The 19011-nt window shown below is 53.9% G+C and carries 16 protein-coding genes and 2 pseudogenes; 8 read left to right on the top strand and 10 right to left on the bottom strand.

Annotation, left to right across the window (positions count from 1 at the left end):
* Positions 1–55: 55 nt before the first annotated feature.
* Positions 56–1039: an AEC family transporter gene (locus RHI63_RS04395; protein ID WP_302678958.1), complete on the bottom strand. Its 984-nt coding sequence runs from the start codon at positions 1037–1039 to the stop codon at positions 56–58.
* Between the two features lie 74 nt (positions 1040–1113).
* On the opposite strand from RHI63_RS04395, the gene RHI63_RS04390 reads away from it, so the two are divergent.
* A complete protein-coding gene (locus RHI63_RS04390) occupies positions 1114–2271 on the top strand; it encodes an MFS transporter (protein WP_302678957.1) in 1158 nt (385 codons plus the stop codon).
* Here RHI63_RS04390 and RHI63_RS04385 read toward each other — a convergent pair.
* Positions 2255–4069 (bottom strand): ABC transporter ATP-binding protein, encoded by a 1815-nt coding sequence (locus RHI63_RS04385; RefSeq protein WP_310821915.1) that lies wholly within the window; start codon positions 4067–4069, stop codon positions 2255–2257. The two genes, RHI63_RS04390 and RHI63_RS04385, sit on opposite strands and share 17 nt — an antisense overlap.
* Positions 4070–4487: 418 nt before the next feature.
* On the opposite strand from RHI63_RS04385, the gene RHI63_RS04380 reads away from it, so the two are divergent.
* The gene (locus RHI63_RS04380; RefSeq protein ID WP_310743437.1) at positions 4488–6110 is read left to right on the top strand and encodes a hypothetical protein; all 1623 of its coding nucleotides are present in this window, start codon (positions 4488–4490) and stop codon (positions 6108–6110) included.
* A 33-nt stretch (positions 6111–6143) separates the two neighbouring features.
* On the opposite strand, the gene RHI63_RS04375 is transcribed toward RHI63_RS04380, so the two are convergent.
* Positions 6144–6722, bottom strand: a complete 579-nt coding sequence (locus RHI63_RS04375) for a hypothetical protein (protein ID WP_206201229.1) — start codon at positions 6720–6722, stop codon at positions 6144–6146.
* 12 nt (positions 6723–6734) lie between these two features.
* Positions 6735–7334: a DJ-1/PfpI family protein gene (locus RHI63_RS04370; protein ID WP_310744872.1), complete on the bottom strand. Its 600-nt coding sequence runs from the start codon at positions 7332–7334 to the stop codon at positions 6735–6737.
* Positions 7335–7432: 98 nt separating this feature from the next.
* Here RHI63_RS04370 and cobM point away from each other — a divergent pair, with 98 nt between their 5' ends.
* Positions 7433–8218 (top strand): precorrin-4 C(11)-methyltransferase, encoded by a 786-nt coding sequence (cobM, locus tag RHI63_RS04365; RefSeq protein ID WP_206201227.1) that lies wholly within the window; start codon positions 7433–7435, stop codon positions 8216–8218.
* Positions 8219–8254: 36 nt separating this feature from the next.
* Positions 8255–8515 (top strand): membrane protein insertion efficiency factor YidD, encoded by a 261-nt coding sequence (gene yidD / locus RHI63_RS04360; RefSeq protein WP_206201226.1) that lies wholly within the window; start codon positions 8255–8257, stop codon positions 8513–8515.
* A gap of 13 nt (positions 8516–8528) precedes the next feature.
* On the opposite strand, the pseudogene RHI63_RS04355 reads toward yidD, so the two are convergent.
* Positions 8529–8717, bottom strand: a pseudogene (locus tag RHI63_RS04355) (hypothetical protein); the annotation flags it as partial.
* A gap of 121 nt (positions 8718–8838) precedes the next feature.
* Between RHI63_RS04355 and RHI63_RS04350 the strand changes: the two are divergent.
* Positions 8839–9385, top strand: a pseudogene (locus RHI63_RS04350) (transposase).
* Positions 9386–9414: 29 nt separating this feature from the next.
* Positions 9415–9636: a type ISP restriction/modification enzyme gene (locus RHI63_RS04345; RefSeq protein ID WP_225901655.1), complete on the top strand. Its 222-nt coding sequence runs from the start codon at positions 9415–9417 to the stop codon at positions 9634–9636.
* Between the two features lie 7 nt (positions 9637–9643).
* Here RHI63_RS04345 and purU read toward each other — a convergent pair whose 3' ends face one another.
* The 5 genes from purU to RHI63_RS04320 form a co-directional block, all read right to left on the bottom strand.
* Positions 9644–10519, bottom strand: coding sequence for a formyltetrahydrofolate deformylase (purU, locus tag RHI63_RS04340; RefSeq protein ID WP_310821914.1), 876 nt, complete (start codon positions 10517–10519; stop codon positions 9644–9646).
* 43 nt (positions 10520–10562) lie between these two features.
* On the bottom strand, positions 10563–13424 hold the full coding sequence (gene uvrA / locus RHI63_RS04335; protein WP_310821912.1) for an excinuclease ABC subunit UvrA: 2862 nt from the start codon (positions 13422–13424) through the stop codon (positions 10563–10565).
* Between the two features lie 174 nt (positions 13425–13598).
* Positions 13599–15236 carry a chaperonin GroEL gene (groL, locus tag RHI63_RS04330; RefSeq protein ID WP_310821911.1) on the bottom strand — a complete coding sequence of 546 codons (1638 nt, stop codon included), beginning with the start codon at positions 15234–15236 and terminating at the stop codon, positions 13599–13601.
* A gap of 69 nt (positions 15237–15305) precedes the next feature.
* Complete coding sequence (gene groES, locus RHI63_RS04325; protein ID WP_149820030.1) at positions 15306–15617, bottom strand: co-chaperone GroES; 312 nt, start codon at positions 15615–15617, stop codon at positions 15306–15308.
* Between the two features lie 187 nt (positions 15618–15804).
* A complete protein-coding gene (locus RHI63_RS04320) occupies positions 15805–16629 on the bottom strand; it encodes a carbohydrate ABC transporter permease (protein ID WP_315862916.1) in 825 nt (274 codons plus the stop codon).
* A gap of 415 nt (positions 16630–17044) precedes the next feature.
* Between RHI63_RS04320 and RHI63_RS04315 the strand changes: the two genes are divergently transcribed.
* Positions 17045–17677: an MORN repeat-containing protein gene (locus RHI63_RS04315; protein WP_206201218.1), complete on the top strand. Its 633-nt coding sequence runs from the start codon at positions 17045–17047 to the stop codon at positions 17675–17677.
* A complete protein-coding gene (locus RHI63_RS04310) occupies positions 17647–18957 on the top strand; it encodes a folylpolyglutamate synthase/dihydrofolate synthase family protein (RefSeq protein WP_315863473.1) in 1311 nt (436 codons plus the stop codon). The genes RHI63_RS04315 and RHI63_RS04310 overlap by 31 nt, the downstream gene beginning before the upstream one ends.
* Positions 18958–19011: the final 54 nt, after the last annotated feature.

The raw sequence follows: 19011 nt of genomic DNA, 5'->3' as shown, positions 1-19011 counted from the left end.
GATCAGGTATTTTCAGTGTGCCACTGTTCTTGGAAAAGGAGAGCAGTCGTTAGCGTTATGTTAAAACTTGGCGGCACAGGAACACCCACAGCGGTAACACCGCCACAAAGCTCAGGGTACTCAGAGCAATCACCGCCGGTGGCAGTTCGGTATTGAGTTCGTATTCCTCTGCCAAAATTAGCGCGGCAAAGGCGGTGGGCGTACCAGTCATAATCGCGATCGCCAGCAACGTATCGCCCCGCAAGCCCAAACCATAGGCGATCGCCATCATCGTCAATGGCAGCAACAACGTCTTCACTAACATAGGCAGCAACCCCATACGAAAACTTTGCCAGCCGGGGAGCCGACTCAAACGAATTCCAGTGAGGACAAAGGCAAAGGGAATCACCAAGTGAATATCCATCTCACACAACTTTTCAATCGCCTCGGGAAAGGAAAGATCATGGGTCGCAAAGCCGGCCATGGAGGCCCAAAGGGTCGGCACGGTTGGAATCACCGCCAAGGCGCGCCACCAAGGTTGATCATTGCCCTTACCGTAGTACTGACCGAGAAATGAACCCAATCCATAGGTGCCGAGGGCATTTTGGGTAATGGCATAGAAGGCCGCCCAGGGCAATGCCGTGGCACTCAGGAGAGGAATCGTGACCCCCAAACCGACAAAGCCCGTATTGCCGAGAATGCTGGCAATCAGATAGCTCCCCTGAAAGCGGCGACTTTCTCCTTCGGGAACTGTACTTGTCAGGAAGGGAGGAGTATAGTGGAGCCATTGGGGCTGAAAGTAGCGTTGCTGCCAATAGTAAAGGCCTTGGGCAAGGGTATAGCCGACAATGAGCGCCACAAAGGCCAGCAGCGGTGCCAACCAAATTAACCCCGCGAAGTTGGTTTGCCGCACCAAAGCAAAAATTTGAATGGGTACCCCGACCCAATAGAGGCTGCGCCCCAACCATTGGGGAATCACTGCTGGCAACCAACGGCCACAGATGAACCCCAGACTTGTCCAAATGACTAAGGGACTAGCTGCGCTGAGTGCACCCACCATCGCGATCGCCCTTAACGATTCTCCACTCAATATACTGTGGACATTCCTAAATTCCTAAATACAGGAGTTGAGTCATGGTTTGCCAAAAAGGCTCCGCCCTCAGGTTTGTCGTGCTCCTAGGGGTGGTTTCCCTCTGTGCCGACGCCACCTATGAAGGCGCCCGCAGTCTTACGGGGGTCTATTTAGGAGTATTGGGTGCCAGTGGTACCGTTGTCGGCCTCGTAGCGGGTTTGGGGGAATTCATCGGCTATGGTCTACGCCTTGGGATTGGCTATCTCAGCGATCGTACCCGTGCCTATTGGCGCATTACCACCCTTGGTTATGCCATCAATACCTTAGCTGTGCCCCTCATGGCCTTGACCCATCGTTGGGAAGTCCTAGCGGGATTCATGATTGCTGAGCGCACCGGTAAAGCGATTCGTACACCCCCCCGCGATGTGTTGCTCTCCTACGGTGCTCGCCAAGTGGGTCGCGGCTTTGGCTTTGGTCTCCATGAGGCGATGGATCAAATTGGTGCCGTTGTTGGGCCGCTGATGGTGGCCGGCGTCTTTGCCCGCACCCAGCACTATCAATGGAGTTTTGCCGTCCTCGCCATCCCTGCCCTGATGGGGCTGGTCGTTTTATTGGTGACGCAGCGGCGGTACCCAGAGCCACGGGACTTTGAAACGGTGGTGCAGGATCTGAATACCAAAAGACTACCAACACTGTTTTGGATTTATCTATTGGCCGTGGCCTTTCTGGGCGCCGGTTATGTGGATTTCCCCTTGATTGCTTTTCATTTACAGCAGGGAGACAGTCTGCAAACGAGCCAAATCCCGCTGCTCTACGCCTTGGCGATGGGGGTTGATGCCGTGGCTGCGCTGCTCTTTGGGTACTTACTGGATCGCATTGGCATCATGGCCTTGATCCTTGCGGTTGTGCTGTCGGTAGGCTTTGCTCCCTTGGTCTTCCTCAGTTCTGCGGTGATTTGGGGCATGGTGCTGTGGGGTATTGGCATGGGTGCCCAAGAATCCATTGTGCGGGCGATCGTCGCCAACCTCGTCCCCCCAGAGCGGCGGGGGTCAGCCTATGGCATCTTTAGCACTGGCTATGGCTTAGCGTGGTTTCTCGGCAGTTTCCTCATGGGAGTGCTCTACGATCGCTCCTTGGGGCTGTTGGTATTGGTGTCGGTAGTGCTACAACTGCTAGGGCTGCCACTGCTGTTGTGGATTAGGATCAGGCGTCCTGGGTAGGGGCTGCTTCTTCGGCAAGCGCCTGTAACCGGTAGAGATGGGCATACACCCCATTGCGGGCCAAGAGTTCACTGTGGGTGCCCTGCTCCACCAGTTGTCCCCGTTTGAGCACAAAAATGCGATCCACATGGCGAATCGTGGCTAGGCGGTGGGCAATCATAATGGCGGTTCGATTCACCAACAGGCGGTTCAAGGCCTCCTGAATCATTACCTCTGTACCCACATCCAAATTGGCGGTTGCCTCATCAAGGACAAGGATTTCTGGATTGCGAATCGCTACCCGCGCAAAGGCTAAAAGTTGTCGCTGCCCCGCTGATAGATTCGTGCCCCGCTGCCGCAGGGGAGTGTCATAGCCTTGGGGCAACTGCTCAATGAAGTCGGCAATGTTCATTTCGGCGGCCACCCGCTGAATTTCGGCAAGGGTGTAGTTGTCACCGAGGGCAATGTTGCTTTTCACATCCCCTGAAAAGAGAAAGCTATCCTGCAAAATCACGCCAATGTGCTGCCGCAGTTCTGCTTGGGTAAAGTCGCGGACATTGCGACCACTAACAAGGACTTCACCGCGCGTTGGATCATAGAGGCGACAAAGCAAGCGAATAATTGAACTTTTACCTGCACCCGTAGGACCAACAATCGCCACCTTTTCGCCAGCATGGATCTGAAAGGAAAGTTGCTTGAGGACATAGTCATCGTCTTTGTAGGCCAGCCAGACATCGCGAAACTCAACGGCAGCGGCTGTATTTTCTGGCTTGGGCAAACGCAAAAAGGTGCGATCGGGATCCTGAATTTCAATCGGTTCTGAGAGCAGATCATGGATGCGCTCAATGGCGGTTAAGCCCGCTTGCACCGTGGTAAATTTCTCCGCCAACTGCCGCAACGGATCAAAAACGCGCTGGGAAAAGAGAATAAACGTGGCCAAAGTGCCAAAGTCAATCGTGCGCTGCTCCACCAAGGCACCGCCCAGCCAGAGAACCCCCGCGATCGCCACAAAGGCAATCCACTCCAACGTTGCTGATACTGCCGAATCGTAGAAAATCGTCCGATCCACCTCTTTGATGTAGCGTTGATTGCGCCGCCGAAACAGTTGGCTATTAAAGGCCTCACGGCGAAACAGTTGCACCACGGTAATGCCAACGATGTTTTCCTGAAGATCGGCATTCAGTAGCGACAGCTCCTCGCGGGATTTGTAGTTGGCCACGCGGTAGCGATGTTGAAAATAGATAATCAGGGCAGTGATCGGCAGTACCAAGGCCAGCAGCAGCGTTGCTAGGAGGCGGTCAATGAAAAACATTGTCAGGATGACCACCAGCATTGAGAAGACATCGCTGAGAACCCCCACGGCGCCAGTGGCAAACACATCCCCCAGAGCATCCACATCACTGGTCAAGCGGGTAATGAGCTTACCGACGGGGGTGCGGTCAAAAAAGCGCGACGATAACCGGAGCACGTGGTCAAATAAGTCATGGCGAATATCGGCAGTAATGTTTTGGCCAATTTTTTGAATCCAGTACCCCTGCACCGCCTGCACCCCAAAGCGCAGCACCACAGTCATCAGCAGTGCAATGCTCAGTAGATCAATCCCTTGGGTCAGGGTCAAAGGTTTCAAAAAGCTATAGGTACTCTCTTCGCCTTTGAGGAAGGCGATCGCCTGACCAATGATGATCGGTTGTAATGCTGCTGCTGCCGCCAAGGGAATCAAGAGCAAGCCACTTCCCACCAGTCCCCAGCGATAGGGCTTGAGGTAAGGAATCAGTCGTTGCAAAAGTTGCCAATCCGTGGAGCGTGTTGCCGCTGTCATGCCCTGCTGAAATTTGTGAACATCCTTTTTCCCAGTCTAGTGGGTGCTTGTAATTGTTTGTAACAATTTACACGCTTTAGGGAGTTGTCATCTGGCCATCCCTTAGCTACACTAAAGGTAGTTCGGGCTATTAATCCCCCGCATAGCCCCACTGAAATCCCCGAAAAGGTAAGTTACGCCGAAAGGGTAACGCACAAATCAAGGATCCTGTAGCCGCCGCTTCAGAAAATGGTATGGACGTCCTTGATGCCGAAGGGATTTTTTCCAAGCTTCTCAACCGCTCTAAACTTAGGGTGTAGGTTAGCTTGGTCGTTGATACGTAGGATAGTCAAGCGATCGCCACCCGCTTCCTATCACTCTTTTGAAATCGCAGTAGGCTAGAACTAGCGGCACCCCGTTCCATTCTATTGATCGGTTTATGAGTGATTCCCGTTTGCTGGATATTGCGCGGCAGGGCGACCCCCGTGCCATTGGTACGCTGCTGAATGCTGTCCTCCTGCCAAAGCGGGTAAAGGCCACTGTGGTACGTCAGGCCGAGGAGTTAATGATCACGCTGCATTCAGAAAAAATACTCAATCAGGGGGCAGCCGTAACCTTGATCCGCACTGCCTTAGAAAAATTGCACTTGCCAGAGATTCAACGGGTTTTCATTGAGTCACGGGTGTTGGGCGTCCCTCTCTGGGAAAGTCATTTTCAGCTCCAAGTCCTGCCACCCACCCAACCCCATCGAGACGTGGTCGAGGATCCATGGGGCACCGAAACGGCAGCGACTGAGCCACCCTCCCCTGAACCCACGCTGCTGGATTTAATGTCTGCTTTTATGACCTCCGAGGTACCTGCCACATCTGAAAGTCAGGATGCTGTGGCGCGATCGCCCGAAGAGAAAGAACAGCCAATTCCAGTAGAGAGCATACCTGAATATGGGGATGTAGCTCCTCCCCTAGAGCAAGTCACTGAGAATGGAACAGGGGCAGAACCCATCAGTGAGCCGCAAGAGCGTTTCCTAGATGAGATTCCAGAAATCGATCCTGATGAGGACATTAGTTTGGCAGATTTAGCTGCCGCCTTTGACCCCAACCCACCCTCACCAGAACCCAATACTGATCGTGAAGAATCTCCATCTGAGTCGCCCCCCCTTCAAGAAGAGCGTATTGAATCCGACACCCTTGATGGGTTCTCAGGAGAATTGCCAGTCTTCGAGGTCGCTGCTGAACCACCTCCAGAAGCTTCTGAGTCCATAGAAGAGAGCATTGCAACACCAGAAGCCCAAGACAGTATTGCTGAGATCCCTGAACCAGCACCCGAACTCTCTGAAGCTACCCTAGAGCAACCGACCCTTGAAGCATACGACTTCCCTGAACCGACGACTGAGGACATTGCCGCCCTAGAAGCCTTAGAGGCGGAGATCGACCCCCAGCCCGCCATGACTGCTGAGATGACGGCTGAAGCTGAATCCTCGCCTGAGGGGGCGATCGCCCCAGACGCTGCCTCTGTTGTTGAGGATCCTTGGGCAGTCTCAGACATGTTGCCCACTGCACCCCCAGTTCCTTCAGAATCTTCTGCCCTTCCCCAACACCAAGAAGCCGCCAACTATCCTCCCCTACGGGATCCTTGGTTAGAGGCCGAGCCTGGGCCACAGGTTCAGGCAGATAAGACACAAGAACCCCCACCACCCCCTGAAACCGCCACAGAACCCCCCCAGCCCCCCTCTGAATCCGAGATTTACACCATTCCCACCATTGAAAAAGTCCCCCGCGATCATCAATCAAAGGTGGCAGGTCTTGCCGGCATAGTCATGGGTCTGGGCTTTTGTGCCACGGGATTAGGAACCATCATCGGTCTGCCGATGGTCGTGGGCAGTATGTGGATGCTTGGGGATGAGGAGGTATGGAGTGGCGAGTGTCCCCATTGTCATCACCCGCTGAAAGTTCCGGTCGGTAAGCTGTGGCGCTTTAGTTGTGAAAAGTGTCAAGGGTTGATTGAAATGAAGAATGGCCGCTTCTACGCGCGGCAAACGCCCCCTGCACCCCCCTCGTCTTGAATCTGAATCTAAACAGAACTCTAGATGTCTGACTTAGGTGTCTAAATTCTCTAAATTCAAACTAACCCGACCCCGTTGGCGACGGGCTTCAAGAGCTTGGGCAATGAGATCCAATAGCCCCGGTGCTTCTTCCTGAATCGTCAGCAATAGGCGTTCGCCCATGGCCAGATCCGCGTCGAGCGGCGGAGGCTCCTGTTCAACCAACTCTCGCAGTCGCGGCACTGTATTGTCAACGATTTCCACGAGTGCCCCCAAGCAGCGAAAAAATTGCCGTTCGGTGAGGGTGCTGTCCTCAATGGGGAATTCAATCATGGCACGCACTTCACCCTCATTGGGGTCGTACTCCCACTGCAACATTTTTGTCTGCCACGAAATGCACAGTAGCGTTTGCAAAATGGCATCACGAAACTGGTGGGTTTTAATCCCCGGCAAAAGATTGGGGGCATAAAGCTTAAAAAACTCGCCTCCCTCATCTAGCTCAATGACGACGATAAATCGCTCAAGGTGATCACCGTTGACGCCCGTAATAATTTGGTGGTTGGCCGCATTCAACCGATAGTTCAGTTGGTGCCGTTGGAGATATTGGGCAATTTGGCTGAGGGCGATCGCCATGCCACGGTGATCCTACACTGCTGCCAAGGGTTGGTGGCTAATCGTTGTTCCCAAAATCTCTAAAAATGCCGCCAACCACTGGGGATGGGCAGGCCAAGCGGGCGCCGTGACCAGATTGCCATCCACTACGACTGCATCCACTGCCACACTGGTAAAGTTACCCCCAGCACTCACGACCTCAGGGCCACAGGCCGGATAGGCCGTACAGGTTTTGCCCGCAATAACGCCTGCTGCCGCCAACAGTTGGAGGCCGTGACAAATGGCTGCAATCGGTTTTTGGGTCTCGCCGAAGTGCTTGGTGATTTCTAGGACCCGTGGATTGAGGCGCAAATACTCTGGGGCACGACCCCCCGGCACCACTAGTGCATCGTAGGTAACGGGGTCAATCTCTGCAAAAGTGGCATTGAGGGTAAAGTTATGTCCCCGCTTTTCACTATAGGTTTGATCCCCCTCAAAATCGTGAACTGCCGTGCGAACAATGTCCCCAGCGACTTTATCAGGGCAGACAGCATGCACGGTATGACCCACCATTTGGAGGGCTTGGAACGGCACCATCACTTCGTAATCTTCCACATAGTCACCCACAAGCATGAGAATCCGTTTGCCGCTCATGATTCGCTGCCTCTTAAACTGACCTGTCTTGATCCTGACATAACTTGTGTTACCGGCAAAAGTTAATCTTAGTAAGGGGAATAATCAGGTGCAGTGTAGTGCTAAAAAGACAGACCTCGGCTGGGGTTTACTTTGTGGGTGCTGGCCCCGGTGATCCAGAATTACTCACCCTCAAGGGACAACGGCTGATCCAAGAGGCCGATGTGATTTTCTATGCCGATTCTCTTGTGCCGACGGGGATTTTGCAGTTTGCACCGCCGAGTGCCACCTGTATTCCCACAGCCGCAATGACTCTTGAAGAAATGATTCCGCTGATGGTTGAAGCAGTCCAAGCGGGTAAAAAAGTGGTACGGTTGCAATCGGGAGATCCGAGCCTCTACAGTGCCATTCACGAGCAGATTGCCCGCCTCACCGAAGCAGGCATTACCGTTGAAGTTGTCCCCGGCATCAGTGCCTATCAATTGGCCGCCGCCCGCCTCAATGCCGAACTCACCCTACCCGAATTGGTACAGACAATTATCCTCACCCGTGCCAGTGGCCGTACACGCGTCCCACCAACAGAAGAATTGGCCAGTCTAGCCGCCCACAAAGCCAGCCTTTGCCTCTACCTGAGTGCGAATTGTGTCCACCGTGCCCAGCGAGATTTGCTTCAGCACTATCCACCCGAAACCCCAGTTGCTGTGGGCTACCGCTTGGGATGGCCCGATGAGCAGTTGTGGCTGGTTCCCTTGGCTGAAATGGCGGCGTTTAGTCAGCAGCAGCGCTTGACGCGCACCACCCTTTACCTGATCAGTCCAGCACTGGCAGTACAACATCAAGGCCATGGCTCATTGCGCTCCTGCCTCTATAGTCCAGAACATCACCATCTATTTCGCCCCCATTAACCTGCGTATAATTGGGATACCTTGTAGGCAAAGGCTGTGGACAACTGGCTAAGCAAAGCACTGATCTTTTTGATTCGCGCTTATCAGCATTGGATTTCGCCCTTATTTTTGCCCACCTGTCGCTATAGGCCCACTTGTTCTGTCTATGCGATTGAGGCGATCGCCCGATTTGGAGCAGTCAAGGGAACCTATTTAGCTATTCGTCGTATTTTGCGCTGCCACCCCTTTGCCGCCGGCGGCTATGACCCTGTACCCGATCCCCACGATGACTCTGTGCCCCCCTCTTCCCCTTGTTAGTGTCCGGGAGAGCCTATCGACCCTCTACGGCATCGGCATAGCGATAAATTTCTATTCCCAATGCTGCGGCAACTGGTCGTGCCCGATCCTCTACCATTGGCGAAATCACGATTTTACGGTCAATTTGGCGTTGGGGGTGGCGTGCATAAAAATTCACCTTGCGATCAAAGATATACATCCCTGCCTTGTCAATTGAAGATTTATAGCTATTTCGAAAAGGAGTGAGATATTTTCAAGAGGGATAGGCTATACTCAAAGCGTCATGAATGTTACTCAAGAATATGAGCTATGGCTTGGACTGACGAGAGCGGGTTGTCTCCTACATCCAGCAAGGTGGCAAAATCAGTGAAGCAACTCAAATCTTCCAGGTCAGTCGCGCCACTATCCATCGCTGGCTGAAGCGAGAGGACTCAGCCCCCACGGTTGTCCCCCGTCGTCCTTGGAAACTGGATTGGGCGGCCTTAGCAGCCGATGTTGCTGCCCATCCCGATTGATGGAGAGCGAGCGGGGAAGCGTCAGAAAAGAGAGAGTTGAGTCGCAGGACGGTATAGACACCAGAAAGACTTCATCGCCCCAATGCTGTTTTGCGGATACTTGAATGCGTTAGGGTTTGTGAGCTGGCTAAGTCAGTACTGTTTGCCGGCGTTAAAGAGACCGTCGTTGTTGATGATGGATAATGCACCGATTCATCCAAAAGGGGCGATTCAGGCAGTGGTGAAAGCGGCGGGTCACGCGGTGTTATTTTTACCGAAATACTCTCCTGATTTGAATGTGATTGAGCACGACTTTAGTGCGCTGAAGCGAGCGCGGATGTATGCAGGGTCAAACAGTTCGATTGATGAAGTGATTCGCAAGTATTGTGCTGGATGATATCTCATTTTTTATTGGAATAGCTATATGTGGTGAATGGCAAGCCTGCCATCGAGTGGGTGATGGATCGCTATCAAGTCACTGTGGATAAAGACAGCCAAATTCGCAATGACCCCAACGACTGGTCAGCAGATCCCCGCTACATTATTGACTTACTGAAGCGCGTGGTGCGAGTGAGCGTCGAAACGCTCCAGATTGTCCAACAGCTTCCAAAGTTCAAGCTCCTCAGCAAAAAGGCAACTGCCCCCTGATTAGCGCCTAGGCAAAGACTGCCGTGCGATTGCCATACACCAGAATCCGATTTTGCAAATGCAGCCGTACTGCCCGTGCCAAGACCACCCGTTCTAAATCCTTGCCCTTGCGAATCAGATCTGCCACCGTATCGCGATGGCTAATGTGCACAACTGCCTGCTCAATAATCGGTCCTTCATCCAAATCCGCTGTAGCATAGTGGGCCGTGGCACCAATGATTTTTACCCCCCGCTCATAGGCACGGTGGTAGGGATTCGCCCCCGCAAAGGCAGGCAAAAATGAATGGTGAATGTTGATCACTTGGGGAAAGGCCTCAATAAATTCTGGACTGAGTACCTGCATATACTTGGCCAGCACCACCAGATCGATGTTGTAGTCCTTGAGCAGTTGCAGCTGCTTGGCTTCGGCAAGGGGCTTGGTCTCTGGTGTCACGGGGATATAGTGAAAGTCAATGCCAAACTGTTCGGCAATGGGACGTAAATGCTCATGGTTACTGATAATCAGGGGAATTTCCGCAAAGAGATCCCCGGCTCGCTGCCGCAGGAGCAAATCCCACAGGCAATGATCTTGGCGGCTCACCCAAATGGCCAAGCGATAGGGAATATCCGACACCCGCAACTGCCAGCGCACCCCCTGCCAACTGGCAAAGACTTTTTCCCGCTGTGCATAGTTGATAAATGTGGCAGCAATCTGATCGCGGGGGATTTCAAAGCCCTCTAGTTCCCACTCGAGGCGGGAGAGAAAAATGCCCGCGACAGCATCCGTGTGGTGATCAGCATGAACAATGTTACCGTTGTAGCGATAGACAAACTGCGCCAACTTGGCCACTAACCCCCGCTGATCAGGACAGGAAATGCAGAGGGTCATGGTGGGCATGGACATAGGAATAAAGGGAATAAAGCAAGGCAGAGCAACCTGTATTCTACTACTGCTGAGGACTGGCGGCGCGATTTAACACCTTGGCGAGGTACTGCCCTGTGTAGGATTGGGGCACCAGTGCCACCGCTTCAGGGGTGCCGACGGCAACCACCTCTCCGCCGCGATCGCCCCCCTCTGGTCCAAGGTCAATAATCCAATCGGCACAGCGAATCACATCCAGATTGTGCTCAATCACCAAAATCGAGTTGCCCTTGTCCACGAGACGCTGCAATACATCGAGGAGTTTATGCACATCGTAGAAGGACAGACCGGTGGTGGGTTCATCAATCAAGTAGAGCGTTTTGCCCGTGGCACGCCGCGACAGTTCAGACGCCAATTTGAGGCGTTGGGCTTCGCCCCCAGAGAGGGTCGGTGCCGTTTGCCCTAGTTTGAGATAGCCCAAGCCCACATCCACGAGAGTTTGCAGCTTGCTCACTGCCTTGGGGATATTTTCAAAAAAGGCCAGTGCCGTCTCGGCGGTCATATCCAAAACGTCGGCGATCGAGCAGCCTTTGTACTTCACTTGCAGGGTATCGCGATTGTAGCGTGCCCCCTTGCACACTTCACACTGCACATAGACATCGGGCAAAAAGTTCATCTCAATCACATTGACCCCTTGGCCAGCGCAGGCTTCACAGCGTCCGCCCTTGATATTGAAGGAAAATTGCCCTAGTTTATAGCCCCGTGCCTTGGCCTCCACGGTTTGGCTAAAGACCTCACGGATAACATCAAACACCCCAATGTAGGTGGCAGGGTTCGAGCGGGGGGTACGACCAATGGGAGACTGGTCAATGACAATCACCTTGTCAATGGCATTTAAGCCTTCAATCTCGCCAAGTCCCTTGGGGAGCGGCACACTGTGACCAAGATGGTGCTGCAGGGCAGGATAGAGGACTTCGTGCATGAGGGTGGATTTCCCCGACCCCGATACCCCCGTCAGACACACCAGCTTACCGAGGGGAATTTCTACGGTGATGTTCTTGAGATTATTGCGAGATACCTGTTTGAGAATCAGGGATTGACCATTCCCCGGCCGGCGATCGCTGGGAGTTTCAATGCGCTTGCGCCCCGACAGATAAGCCCCCGTCAGGGAGTCGGGATGATTGAGAATCGCCTCTAGGCTGCCTTGAGCCACAATCTGGCCGCCGTGGATTCCCGCCCCTGGGCCAATATCAACAATGTGATCGGCAGCGCGGATCGTGTCCTCATCGTGTTCAACCACAATCAGCGTATTCCCCAAGTCCCGCAGGCGAAACAGCGTTTGCAGCAGGCGATCATTATCCCGCTGATGCAAGCCAATACTAGGTTCATCGAGGACATAGAGCACTCCCGTCAGGCCAGAGCCAATTTGAGTGGCCAAGCGAATGCGTTGGGCTTCACCACCAGAGAGGGTGGCCGCACTGCGATCCAGCGTCAGGTAATCTAGCCCCACATCCACGAGAAACTGTAATCGCGCGATCACTTCCCGCAGAGCCAGCTCCGCAATCTGCTGTTGGCGGGCACTCAGTTGGAGCGATCGCAGCCGTGCTAAACACTCGCGAATCGAGACACTGGTGAGATCCGTGAGGCGATATTGCCCCAAGCGCACTGCTAGGGCGGCGGGTTTTAGGCGTTGACCACCACAGGCGGGGCAGGTTTGATTGACTTGGTACTCTTCCAATTTTTGCTTGTAGGCCTCGGAGGTGGTCTCGCGGTACTGCCGCTCTAGAATTGGGATCACCCCTTGGAATTGGCGGTAATAGTCCCGTTTGCGATAGCGGGAATCGGCGGGGATGAGAATTGGGGTATCGGTGCCGTAGAGGATAATTTCCCGTTGCAACTCCGTGAGGCGGTACCACGGTGTATTGATGTCAAAGCCAAAGGCCTCAGCAATACCACAGAGGAGAGCAAGGTAGTAATCATGTTCTTTCTTGGCCCAGGGGGCGATCGCCAGATAGACCGGTAGTTCAGGATTGGGGACAATCAACTCCGGGCTAAATTTGCGCAAATAGCCCAAGCCATGACACTCTGGACAGGCACCGTAGGGGGAGTTAAAGGAAAAGAGCCGCGGCGATAGCTCATCCATCACTGCCCCATGCTCCGGACAGGCAAAATTTTCGGAAAATAGGAGCGTTTGACCCTCAGCCTCACCCTCGCGGGGTACCACACTGACCATTGCCGTACCATTGGCATGGTGCAAGGCAGTTCGCAGCGAGTCCGCTAAGCGTTCCTCAATCCCCGGCTTCAGCACAAGGCGATCGACAACAATTTCAATCGTGTGGGCATGGTTTTTATCCAGTTCAATGGCATCACTGAGGTCGCGCACCTCGCCATTAATGCGAACCCGCACAAAGCCTTCACTAGCAAGACTCGACAGCAGTTTTTTATGCGTGCCCTTTTTCCCCTTGACAATAGGAGCTAGAACTTGAAAGCGGGTCTGAGGGGGCAACTGCATCACCTGATCCACCATTTCATCAACGGCTTGGGGGCGAATCGAGCGATCGCAATGGGGGCAATGGGGTTCACCCGCACGGCCATAGAGCAGCCGCAGGTAATCATAGATTTCCGTCACCGTGCCCACCGTCGAGCGAGGATTGTGGGAAGTGGACTTTTGATCAATGGAAATCGCTGGACTCAGCCCCTCAATGGCATCCACATCCGGCTTATCCAACTGACCGAGGAATTGCCGTGCATAGGCACTCAGGGACTCCACATAGCGGCGTTGCCCTTCAGCAAAAATCGTGTCAAAGGCCAGAGAGGACTTACCGGAACCAGAAACCCCTGTCATCACAATCAGGCGATCGCGGGGCAGATCGAGGTCAATGTTTTTCAGATTATGCTGCCGTGCACCCCGAACCCGAATTTCACCCGTAGGCACTGGATCGCCCATGCTGCAAACTGCGAATGTTAAAAAACGTTACATTGAGGGTTATTATAGCAACGCTGCCAGACCCGTTTGGCGCCACGCAATAAAAAAGCGGGGTGTGGTTTCCCCGCTGTGAGTGTGACTTAGGTTACTTGCGGTGAACCCAGTGAGTCTGAGGGATTCACCAACGGGTTGGGCTTAGTAGTCGAAGTCACCGCCCATGCCGGCACTGGCACCCGCAGGATTGTTGTCCTTGGGTTCGGGTTTGTCAACGATGATGCACTCGGTGGTCAGCACCATACCGGCAATAGAGGCCGCATTTTGCAGAGCCGAGCGGGTGACTTTGGCAGGGTCAACGATACCAGCATCGAACATGTTGACATATTCATCTTTGGCAGCATCATAACCCACATCGAAGGGTTTTTCTTTCACCCGTTCGACAATGATGGCACCGTTTTGACCCGCGTTTTCAGCGATGCGATGCAGGGGAGCGCTAAGGGCACGCTCAACAATGTTGGCACCAATCAGTTCTTCACCCGTCAGGTGCTCAGCCGCCCAGTTGCTCAACTCAGGCGCCAAGTGCACCAAGGTGGTACCACCGCCGGGGACAATCCCCTCTTCAACAGCGGCTTTGGTGGCGTTAATCGCATCTTCCAGACGGAGTTTGCGATCTTTCATTTCGGTTTCAGTGGCAGCACCGACTTTAATCACGGCCACACCACCGGCCAGTTTGGCCAACCGCTCCTGCAGTTTTTCTTTGTCATAGCTGGAGTCGGTTTCTTCGATTTGGCGACGGATTTGCTCGCAGCGAGCTTTGACGGCTTTTTCATTGCCTTCGGCCACAATCGTGGTGTGATCTTTGGTGATGGTGATGCGGCGAGCTTTACCGAGCATATCCAGCTTCGTATTTTCCAGCTTCAGACCGGCATCTTCGGTGATCACTTGACCCGCTGTGAGGACGGCAATATCTTCGAGCATTGCTTTACGGCGATCGCCAAAGCCGGGAGCTTTCACCGCAGCCACATTCAAGACACCGCGCAGACGGTTGACCACGAGGGTCGCCAAGGCTTCTTTCTCGATGTCTTCAGCAATGATCACCAGCGGTTTACCGGCGCGAGCCACTTGTTCGAGGATCGGCACCAGATCTTGCACTAAGGTAATTTTCTTGTCGGTGATCAGCACGAAGGGTTCATCAAGCACCGCTTCCATGCGCTCGGTGTCGGTGGCAAAGTAGGGGGAGATGTAGCCCTTGTCAAAGCGCATCCCCTCAGTGACCTCGAGTTCGGTGGTCATGGATTTGCCTTCTTCGAGGGAGATCACGCCTTCTTTGCCCACTTTGTCCATGGCATCGGCAATCATCCGACCCACTTCTTCATCGTTACCGGCAGAGATCGCTGCCACTTGGGCAATGGCTTTGGAATCTTCCACCGGACGGGCATGTTCAGCAATTTTTTCCACAAGGAAGTGGGTGGCTTTGTCAATCCCGCGTTTCAGGGCAATGGGGTTAGCACCGGCAGCCACGTTGCGCAGCCCCTCTTTCACCATGGCATGGGCAAGAACCGTTGCCGTAGTCGTACCGTCACCGGCAGCATCATTGGTTTTCGAGGCGGCTTGGCGGATCAGCGCCACACCGGTATTTTCAATGTGATCTTCCAGTTCAATTTCTTTGGCGATCGTCACCCCGTCGTTGACAATTTGGGGGGCGCCAAATTTTTTCTCCAGAACTACGTTCCGTCCTTTAGGACCAAGGGTCACGGCCACGGATTCAGCCAAGATGTCCATCCCTTTTTCGAGGGCACGACGAGCATTTTCGTTGTAGATAATGCGCTTCGCCATAGGTGTTTCCTACCTCAATCGTTCAACAGTGATGAAAAATCGCACAGAAATGTAAGGAGTGTCAGCGACTTAGCCAACAATGGCCAAGATGTCTTTTTCCGAGAGGAGAACGTAGTCTTCGCCCGCCAGTTTCACTTCAGTACCGGCATATTTGGAGTACAGCACTTTGTCCCCCACTTTCACATCCATGGGCTGACGCTTGCCGTCTTCAGTGAGTTTGCCAGGACCGACGGCGGTCACTTCGCCCACTTGGGGTTTTTCACGGGCGTTGTCGGGCAGGAGAATCCCCCCTGCGGTACGTTCTTCACTTTCGCTGACTTTGACAAAAATGCGATCGCCCAACGGCTTCACAGTTGAAACGCTTAGAGATACGGCTGCCATAGCGTACTGTTCTCCCAATTGTAAGAGTATGGATTGATAGCACTCACTGCACGGCTCATCGCGCAGTTTCTGGGGGGCAAGAGCATCACTTACAGTTGTTTAGCACTCTCACCCTTCGAGTGCTAATGTAGCGAGAGACGGTTGGCGATCGCAACTCCTGTTGCAGTACGGTTTTCCGAACGGAACTTTAGCTCTTTAGTCCCGTCGTGGCAATGCCGCGAATCAGTTGCCGCTGACCCAAGATAAACAAAATCATCACCGGCACAGTGGCAATCACCGCCGCCGCCATCATCAACGGCCAATCATTGGTGAACTGCTCTTGAAAACTGGCCAAGGAAAGCTGCACTGTGATCAGTTCTGGTTTAGTGGTAAAGACCAAGGGCTTAAAGAGGTCATTCCACTCCCCAATAAAGGTAAAGATAAAGAGTGTGACCAAGGCCGGTCGGCTCAGGGGCAAGAGAATATGCCAGAGGACTTGCCAGCGATTTGCCCCATCCAAGAGGGCTGCCTCCTCAAGGGCAACGGGCAATGTGAGAAAAAACTGCCGCATCAAAAAGACGCCAAAGCCATTGGCCGCCGTCGGCAAGATCAAGGCGCCATAGGTATTGATCAGATGACCCGCCTTGAGGATGAGGAAAATTGGGATCACCAAAAGTTGAAATGGGATCACTAGGGTTGCCAGCATCAGCAGCAAAATCGTCTGTTGCCCCGGAAACGAAAGTCGCGCAAGGGCGTAACCCGCTAGGGCTGAGGTCACCAACTGGAGCGCCGTTACCGCTAAAGCCACAAACGTTGAGTTGGCAAAGGCCAAGATAAAGTGTCCCTCCTGCCATGCTGCCTGATAGCTCTGCCATGTCCAGCCTTGGGGTGGCAACAATTGGGTAGGTAGGGTTCCCGGTGGCCAGCCCGACGTACAGAGCACCACCAGTAGGGGGCTGAGAACCAGCAACGCCCCCAATGTCAATACTAGGGTCAACCCCAAGGAGTGACCTCTGCCCAAGAGCCGTTTCAGCCCATCCACAACCTTCCGCTCCCCAAACAAAACCCTGCGCCCTTCGGAAAGCCAGCCTCTTGAGAGCTGCATGTCCAATTCTCCCTCATCCCTGCTTTAACTGCCAGTGAGGTACATTCTCCTTCCCCCTTTCATAGAGATTGATCTGCCCCACTCAGGGGGTTGGGAGGGCTCTTGAGGACATCCTTGCAATCAAGATTTTGCTCAAGACGCTATCAAGGGAGCACTATACCACCCTTTGCGTCTCGCAAGAGAGTGTTTGACCACCCTCCTGAGGACTTGCTTATTCAAAGTGCTGCAGGCACAGAGACCGATTCCAAGACAAAGCTTTGAGTTTCCTCCCCAAGTTTGCATAGGAGACAAGCTGTGCCAGTTAGAGAAGTTGCAATTGTCCACCCTTGTGGAGTGTCCAGTAATGACTCATCTGTACAACCCAAATCCTGCTGTTATTTACCGCTGGGTGATGAGTTCTTGCCTTGTTGGTTTAGGATGTGCAACCCTGCACTTAGCTCCTGTAACTGCCCAAATTGCCGTCTATGAAGGGCGGCGTGTCACCGGGGATGTTACCATGACACTTCCCGACGGCAGCACCTACAAAGGGGAATTGCTCAATGGTCGTTTTAATGGCCAAGGTATCCTTACAATGGCCAATGGCAACCGCTATGAAGGGGAATTTCGCAATGGCCGCTACCACGGTCAGGGGGTGCTCACCTATGCCGATGGGGGACGCTACGAAGGGGGGTTTGTGGATGGCATCTTCAATGGCAAGGGCACTCTCCAACTGGCCAATGGTCAACGCTACGAGGGCACGTTTCTCAATGGTCAATACCATGGGGAGGGGGTGCTCACCTTTCCCGACGGTACCCGCTATGAGGGGCAGTTTCTAGCGGGCAAGTATCATGGAACTGGAACGCTCTCCTTCGGAGATGGCACAAGCTATGCCGGACAGTTTCGCAATGGCTTATTTGAAGGACAGGGGGTCTTTACGCTACCGGATGGCTCCCGCATTGTGGCCACATGGCGCAATGGTCGCCGCGAACCCCGCTAATCTGCTTCAATCAGGCTGTGAGTGATCCGCTGACGGCGGCGCTAAGTCCCTACGCCCGCTTTGGGGTGCGCCTTGGCCTTGAACCCATCCAAGCGCTGCTGAGTGCTTTGGGGTCTCCCCAGTTACAGGTGCCCTTGATCCACGTTGCGGGGACAAATGGCAAAGGGTCGGTGTGTGCCTATTTGGATAGTGTTTTGCGGGCGGCGGGCTATCGCACGGGGCGTTATACTTCACCCCATCTGTTGAGTTGGTGTGAGCGCATTTGTGTCGATGGTGAACCCATTGCCCCTGAGGTCTTTTTGACCTTGATTCAACACATTGAAGCGGTACTGCCACAGGTGGCTTATCCCCCCAGTCAGTTTGAAGTGATCACGGCGGCGGCATGGTTGTATTTTGCCCAGCAGCGGGTGGATGTGGCGGTGATAGAGGTGGGCTTGGGGGGGCGCTTGGACGCGACCAATGTATGTCAGCCCCCTTTGGTGAGTGTGATTACCTCCATCGGTTGGGATCATTGGCAGCGGTTGGGCAATACCTTGGGGGCGATCGCTGGCGAAAAAGCAGGTATTCTCAAGCCGGGCGTGCCAGCCGTCATTGGCCCTGTTCCCCCCGAGGCAGAGGCGGTGATTGCGCAGCGTTTGGAAGCTTTGGGGTGCCCAGCGATCTGGCCAGAACCAGCCCAGTGGTGTGCAAAGCGGCCGGGATGGGCGATTTGGAGGGGGATGGAGTACCCCTTGCCCTTGGCTGGAGAAATGCAGTTGGTCAATTCAGCGATCGCGATCGCCACGCTACAACAGTTACAATCTCAAGGCTGGCAGATTTCCCGAGAAGCGATTCAACAGGGAATGGCACAAACCCGCTGGCCGGGACGACTGCAATGGTTACAGTGGCAAGGGCGCAAACTGCTCATTGATGGTGCCCACAATGCTCCTGCCGCCGCCTACCTACGGCAATACGTGGATCAACTGGGCTGGACAGAGGTGACATGGGTGGTGGGGATGCTCGCCAATAAGGATCATGAGGGGATTCTCAAACATCTCCTGCGAGGGGGCGATCGCCTGTGGTTGGTACCCGTACCGGATCACGCTAGCGCTGACTTAGAGGACTTGAAGGCACTTGCCTATACCTGTTGCCCTGAGTTAGGGGAATGCCGTCTTTTTAAGGAGGTGACTGAGGCACTCGATAGGGCAGGCGATCGCTGTGTGGTCTGTGGCTCCCTTTACTTAATTGCTGGCGTTTTGGGGGCGATCGCAAGCAAAGGTTCTCAAGCAACTAGACTTTGACGCTCATCCCGCTAACGCTAGGCGTATAGCAGGAGATTCCCCGTTCACAGAGTC

This window comes from Thermosynechococcus sp. GLH187 (genome assembly GCF_031583395.1).
In the GTDB taxonomy this organism is placed as follows: Bacteria; Cyanobacteriota; Cyanobacteriia; order Thermosynechococcales; family Thermosynechococcaceae; genus Thermosynechococcus.
Note: the sequence above shows the minus strand (reverse complement) of the source record. Positions and strands in the feature narration are given on the sequence as shown.

Bases quoted from the DNA above. Each gene is read 5' to 3' on its own strand.
- RHI63_RS04380 (WP_310743437.1), top strand. From the start codon at position 4,488: ATGAGTGATTCCCGTTTGCTGGATATTGCGCGGCAGGGCGACCCCCGT.
- RHI63_RS04370 (WP_310744872.1), bottom strand. From the start codon at position 7,334: ATGAGCGGCAAACGGATTCTCATGCTTGTGGGTGACTATGTGGAAGAT.
- RHI63_RS04375 (WP_206201229.1), bottom strand. From the start codon at position 6,722: ATGGCGATCGCCCTCAGCCAAATTGCCCAATATCTCCAACGGCACCAA.
- RHI63_RS04390 (WP_302678957.1), top strand. From the start codon at position 1,114: ATGGTTTGCCAAAAAGGCTCCGCCCTCAGGTTTGTCGTGCTCCTAGGG.
- RHI63_RS04385 (WP_310821915.1), bottom strand. From the start codon at position 4,069: ATGACAGCGGCAACACGCTCCACGGATTGGCAACTTTTGCAACGACTG.
- RHI63_RS04310 (WP_315863473.1), top strand. From the start codon at position 17,647: ATGGCGCAATGGTCGCCGCGAACCCCGCTAATCTGCTTCAATCAGGCT.
- purU (WP_310821914.1), bottom strand. From the start codon at position 10,519: ATGTCCATGCCCACCATGACCCTCTGCATTTCCTGTCCTGATCAGCGG.
- uvrA (WP_310821912.1), bottom strand. From the start codon at position 13,424: ATGGGCGATCCAGTGCCTACGGGTGAAATTCGGGTTCGGGGTGCACGG.
- groES (WP_149820030.1), bottom strand. From the start codon at position 15,617: ATGGCAGCCGTATCTCTAAGCGTTTCAACTGTGAAGCCGTTGGGCGAT.
- RHI63_RS04395 (WP_302678958.1), bottom strand. From the start codon at position 1,039: ATGGTGGGTGCACTCAGCGCAGCTAGTCCCTTAGTCATTTGGACAAGT.
- RHI63_RS04315 (WP_206201218.1), top strand. From the start codon at position 17,045: ATGACTCATCTGTACAACCCAAATCCTGCTGTTATTTACCGCTGGGTG.
- groL (WP_310821911.1), bottom strand. From the start codon at position 15,236: ATGGCGAAGCGCATTATCTACAACGAAAATGCTCGTCGTGCCCTCGAA.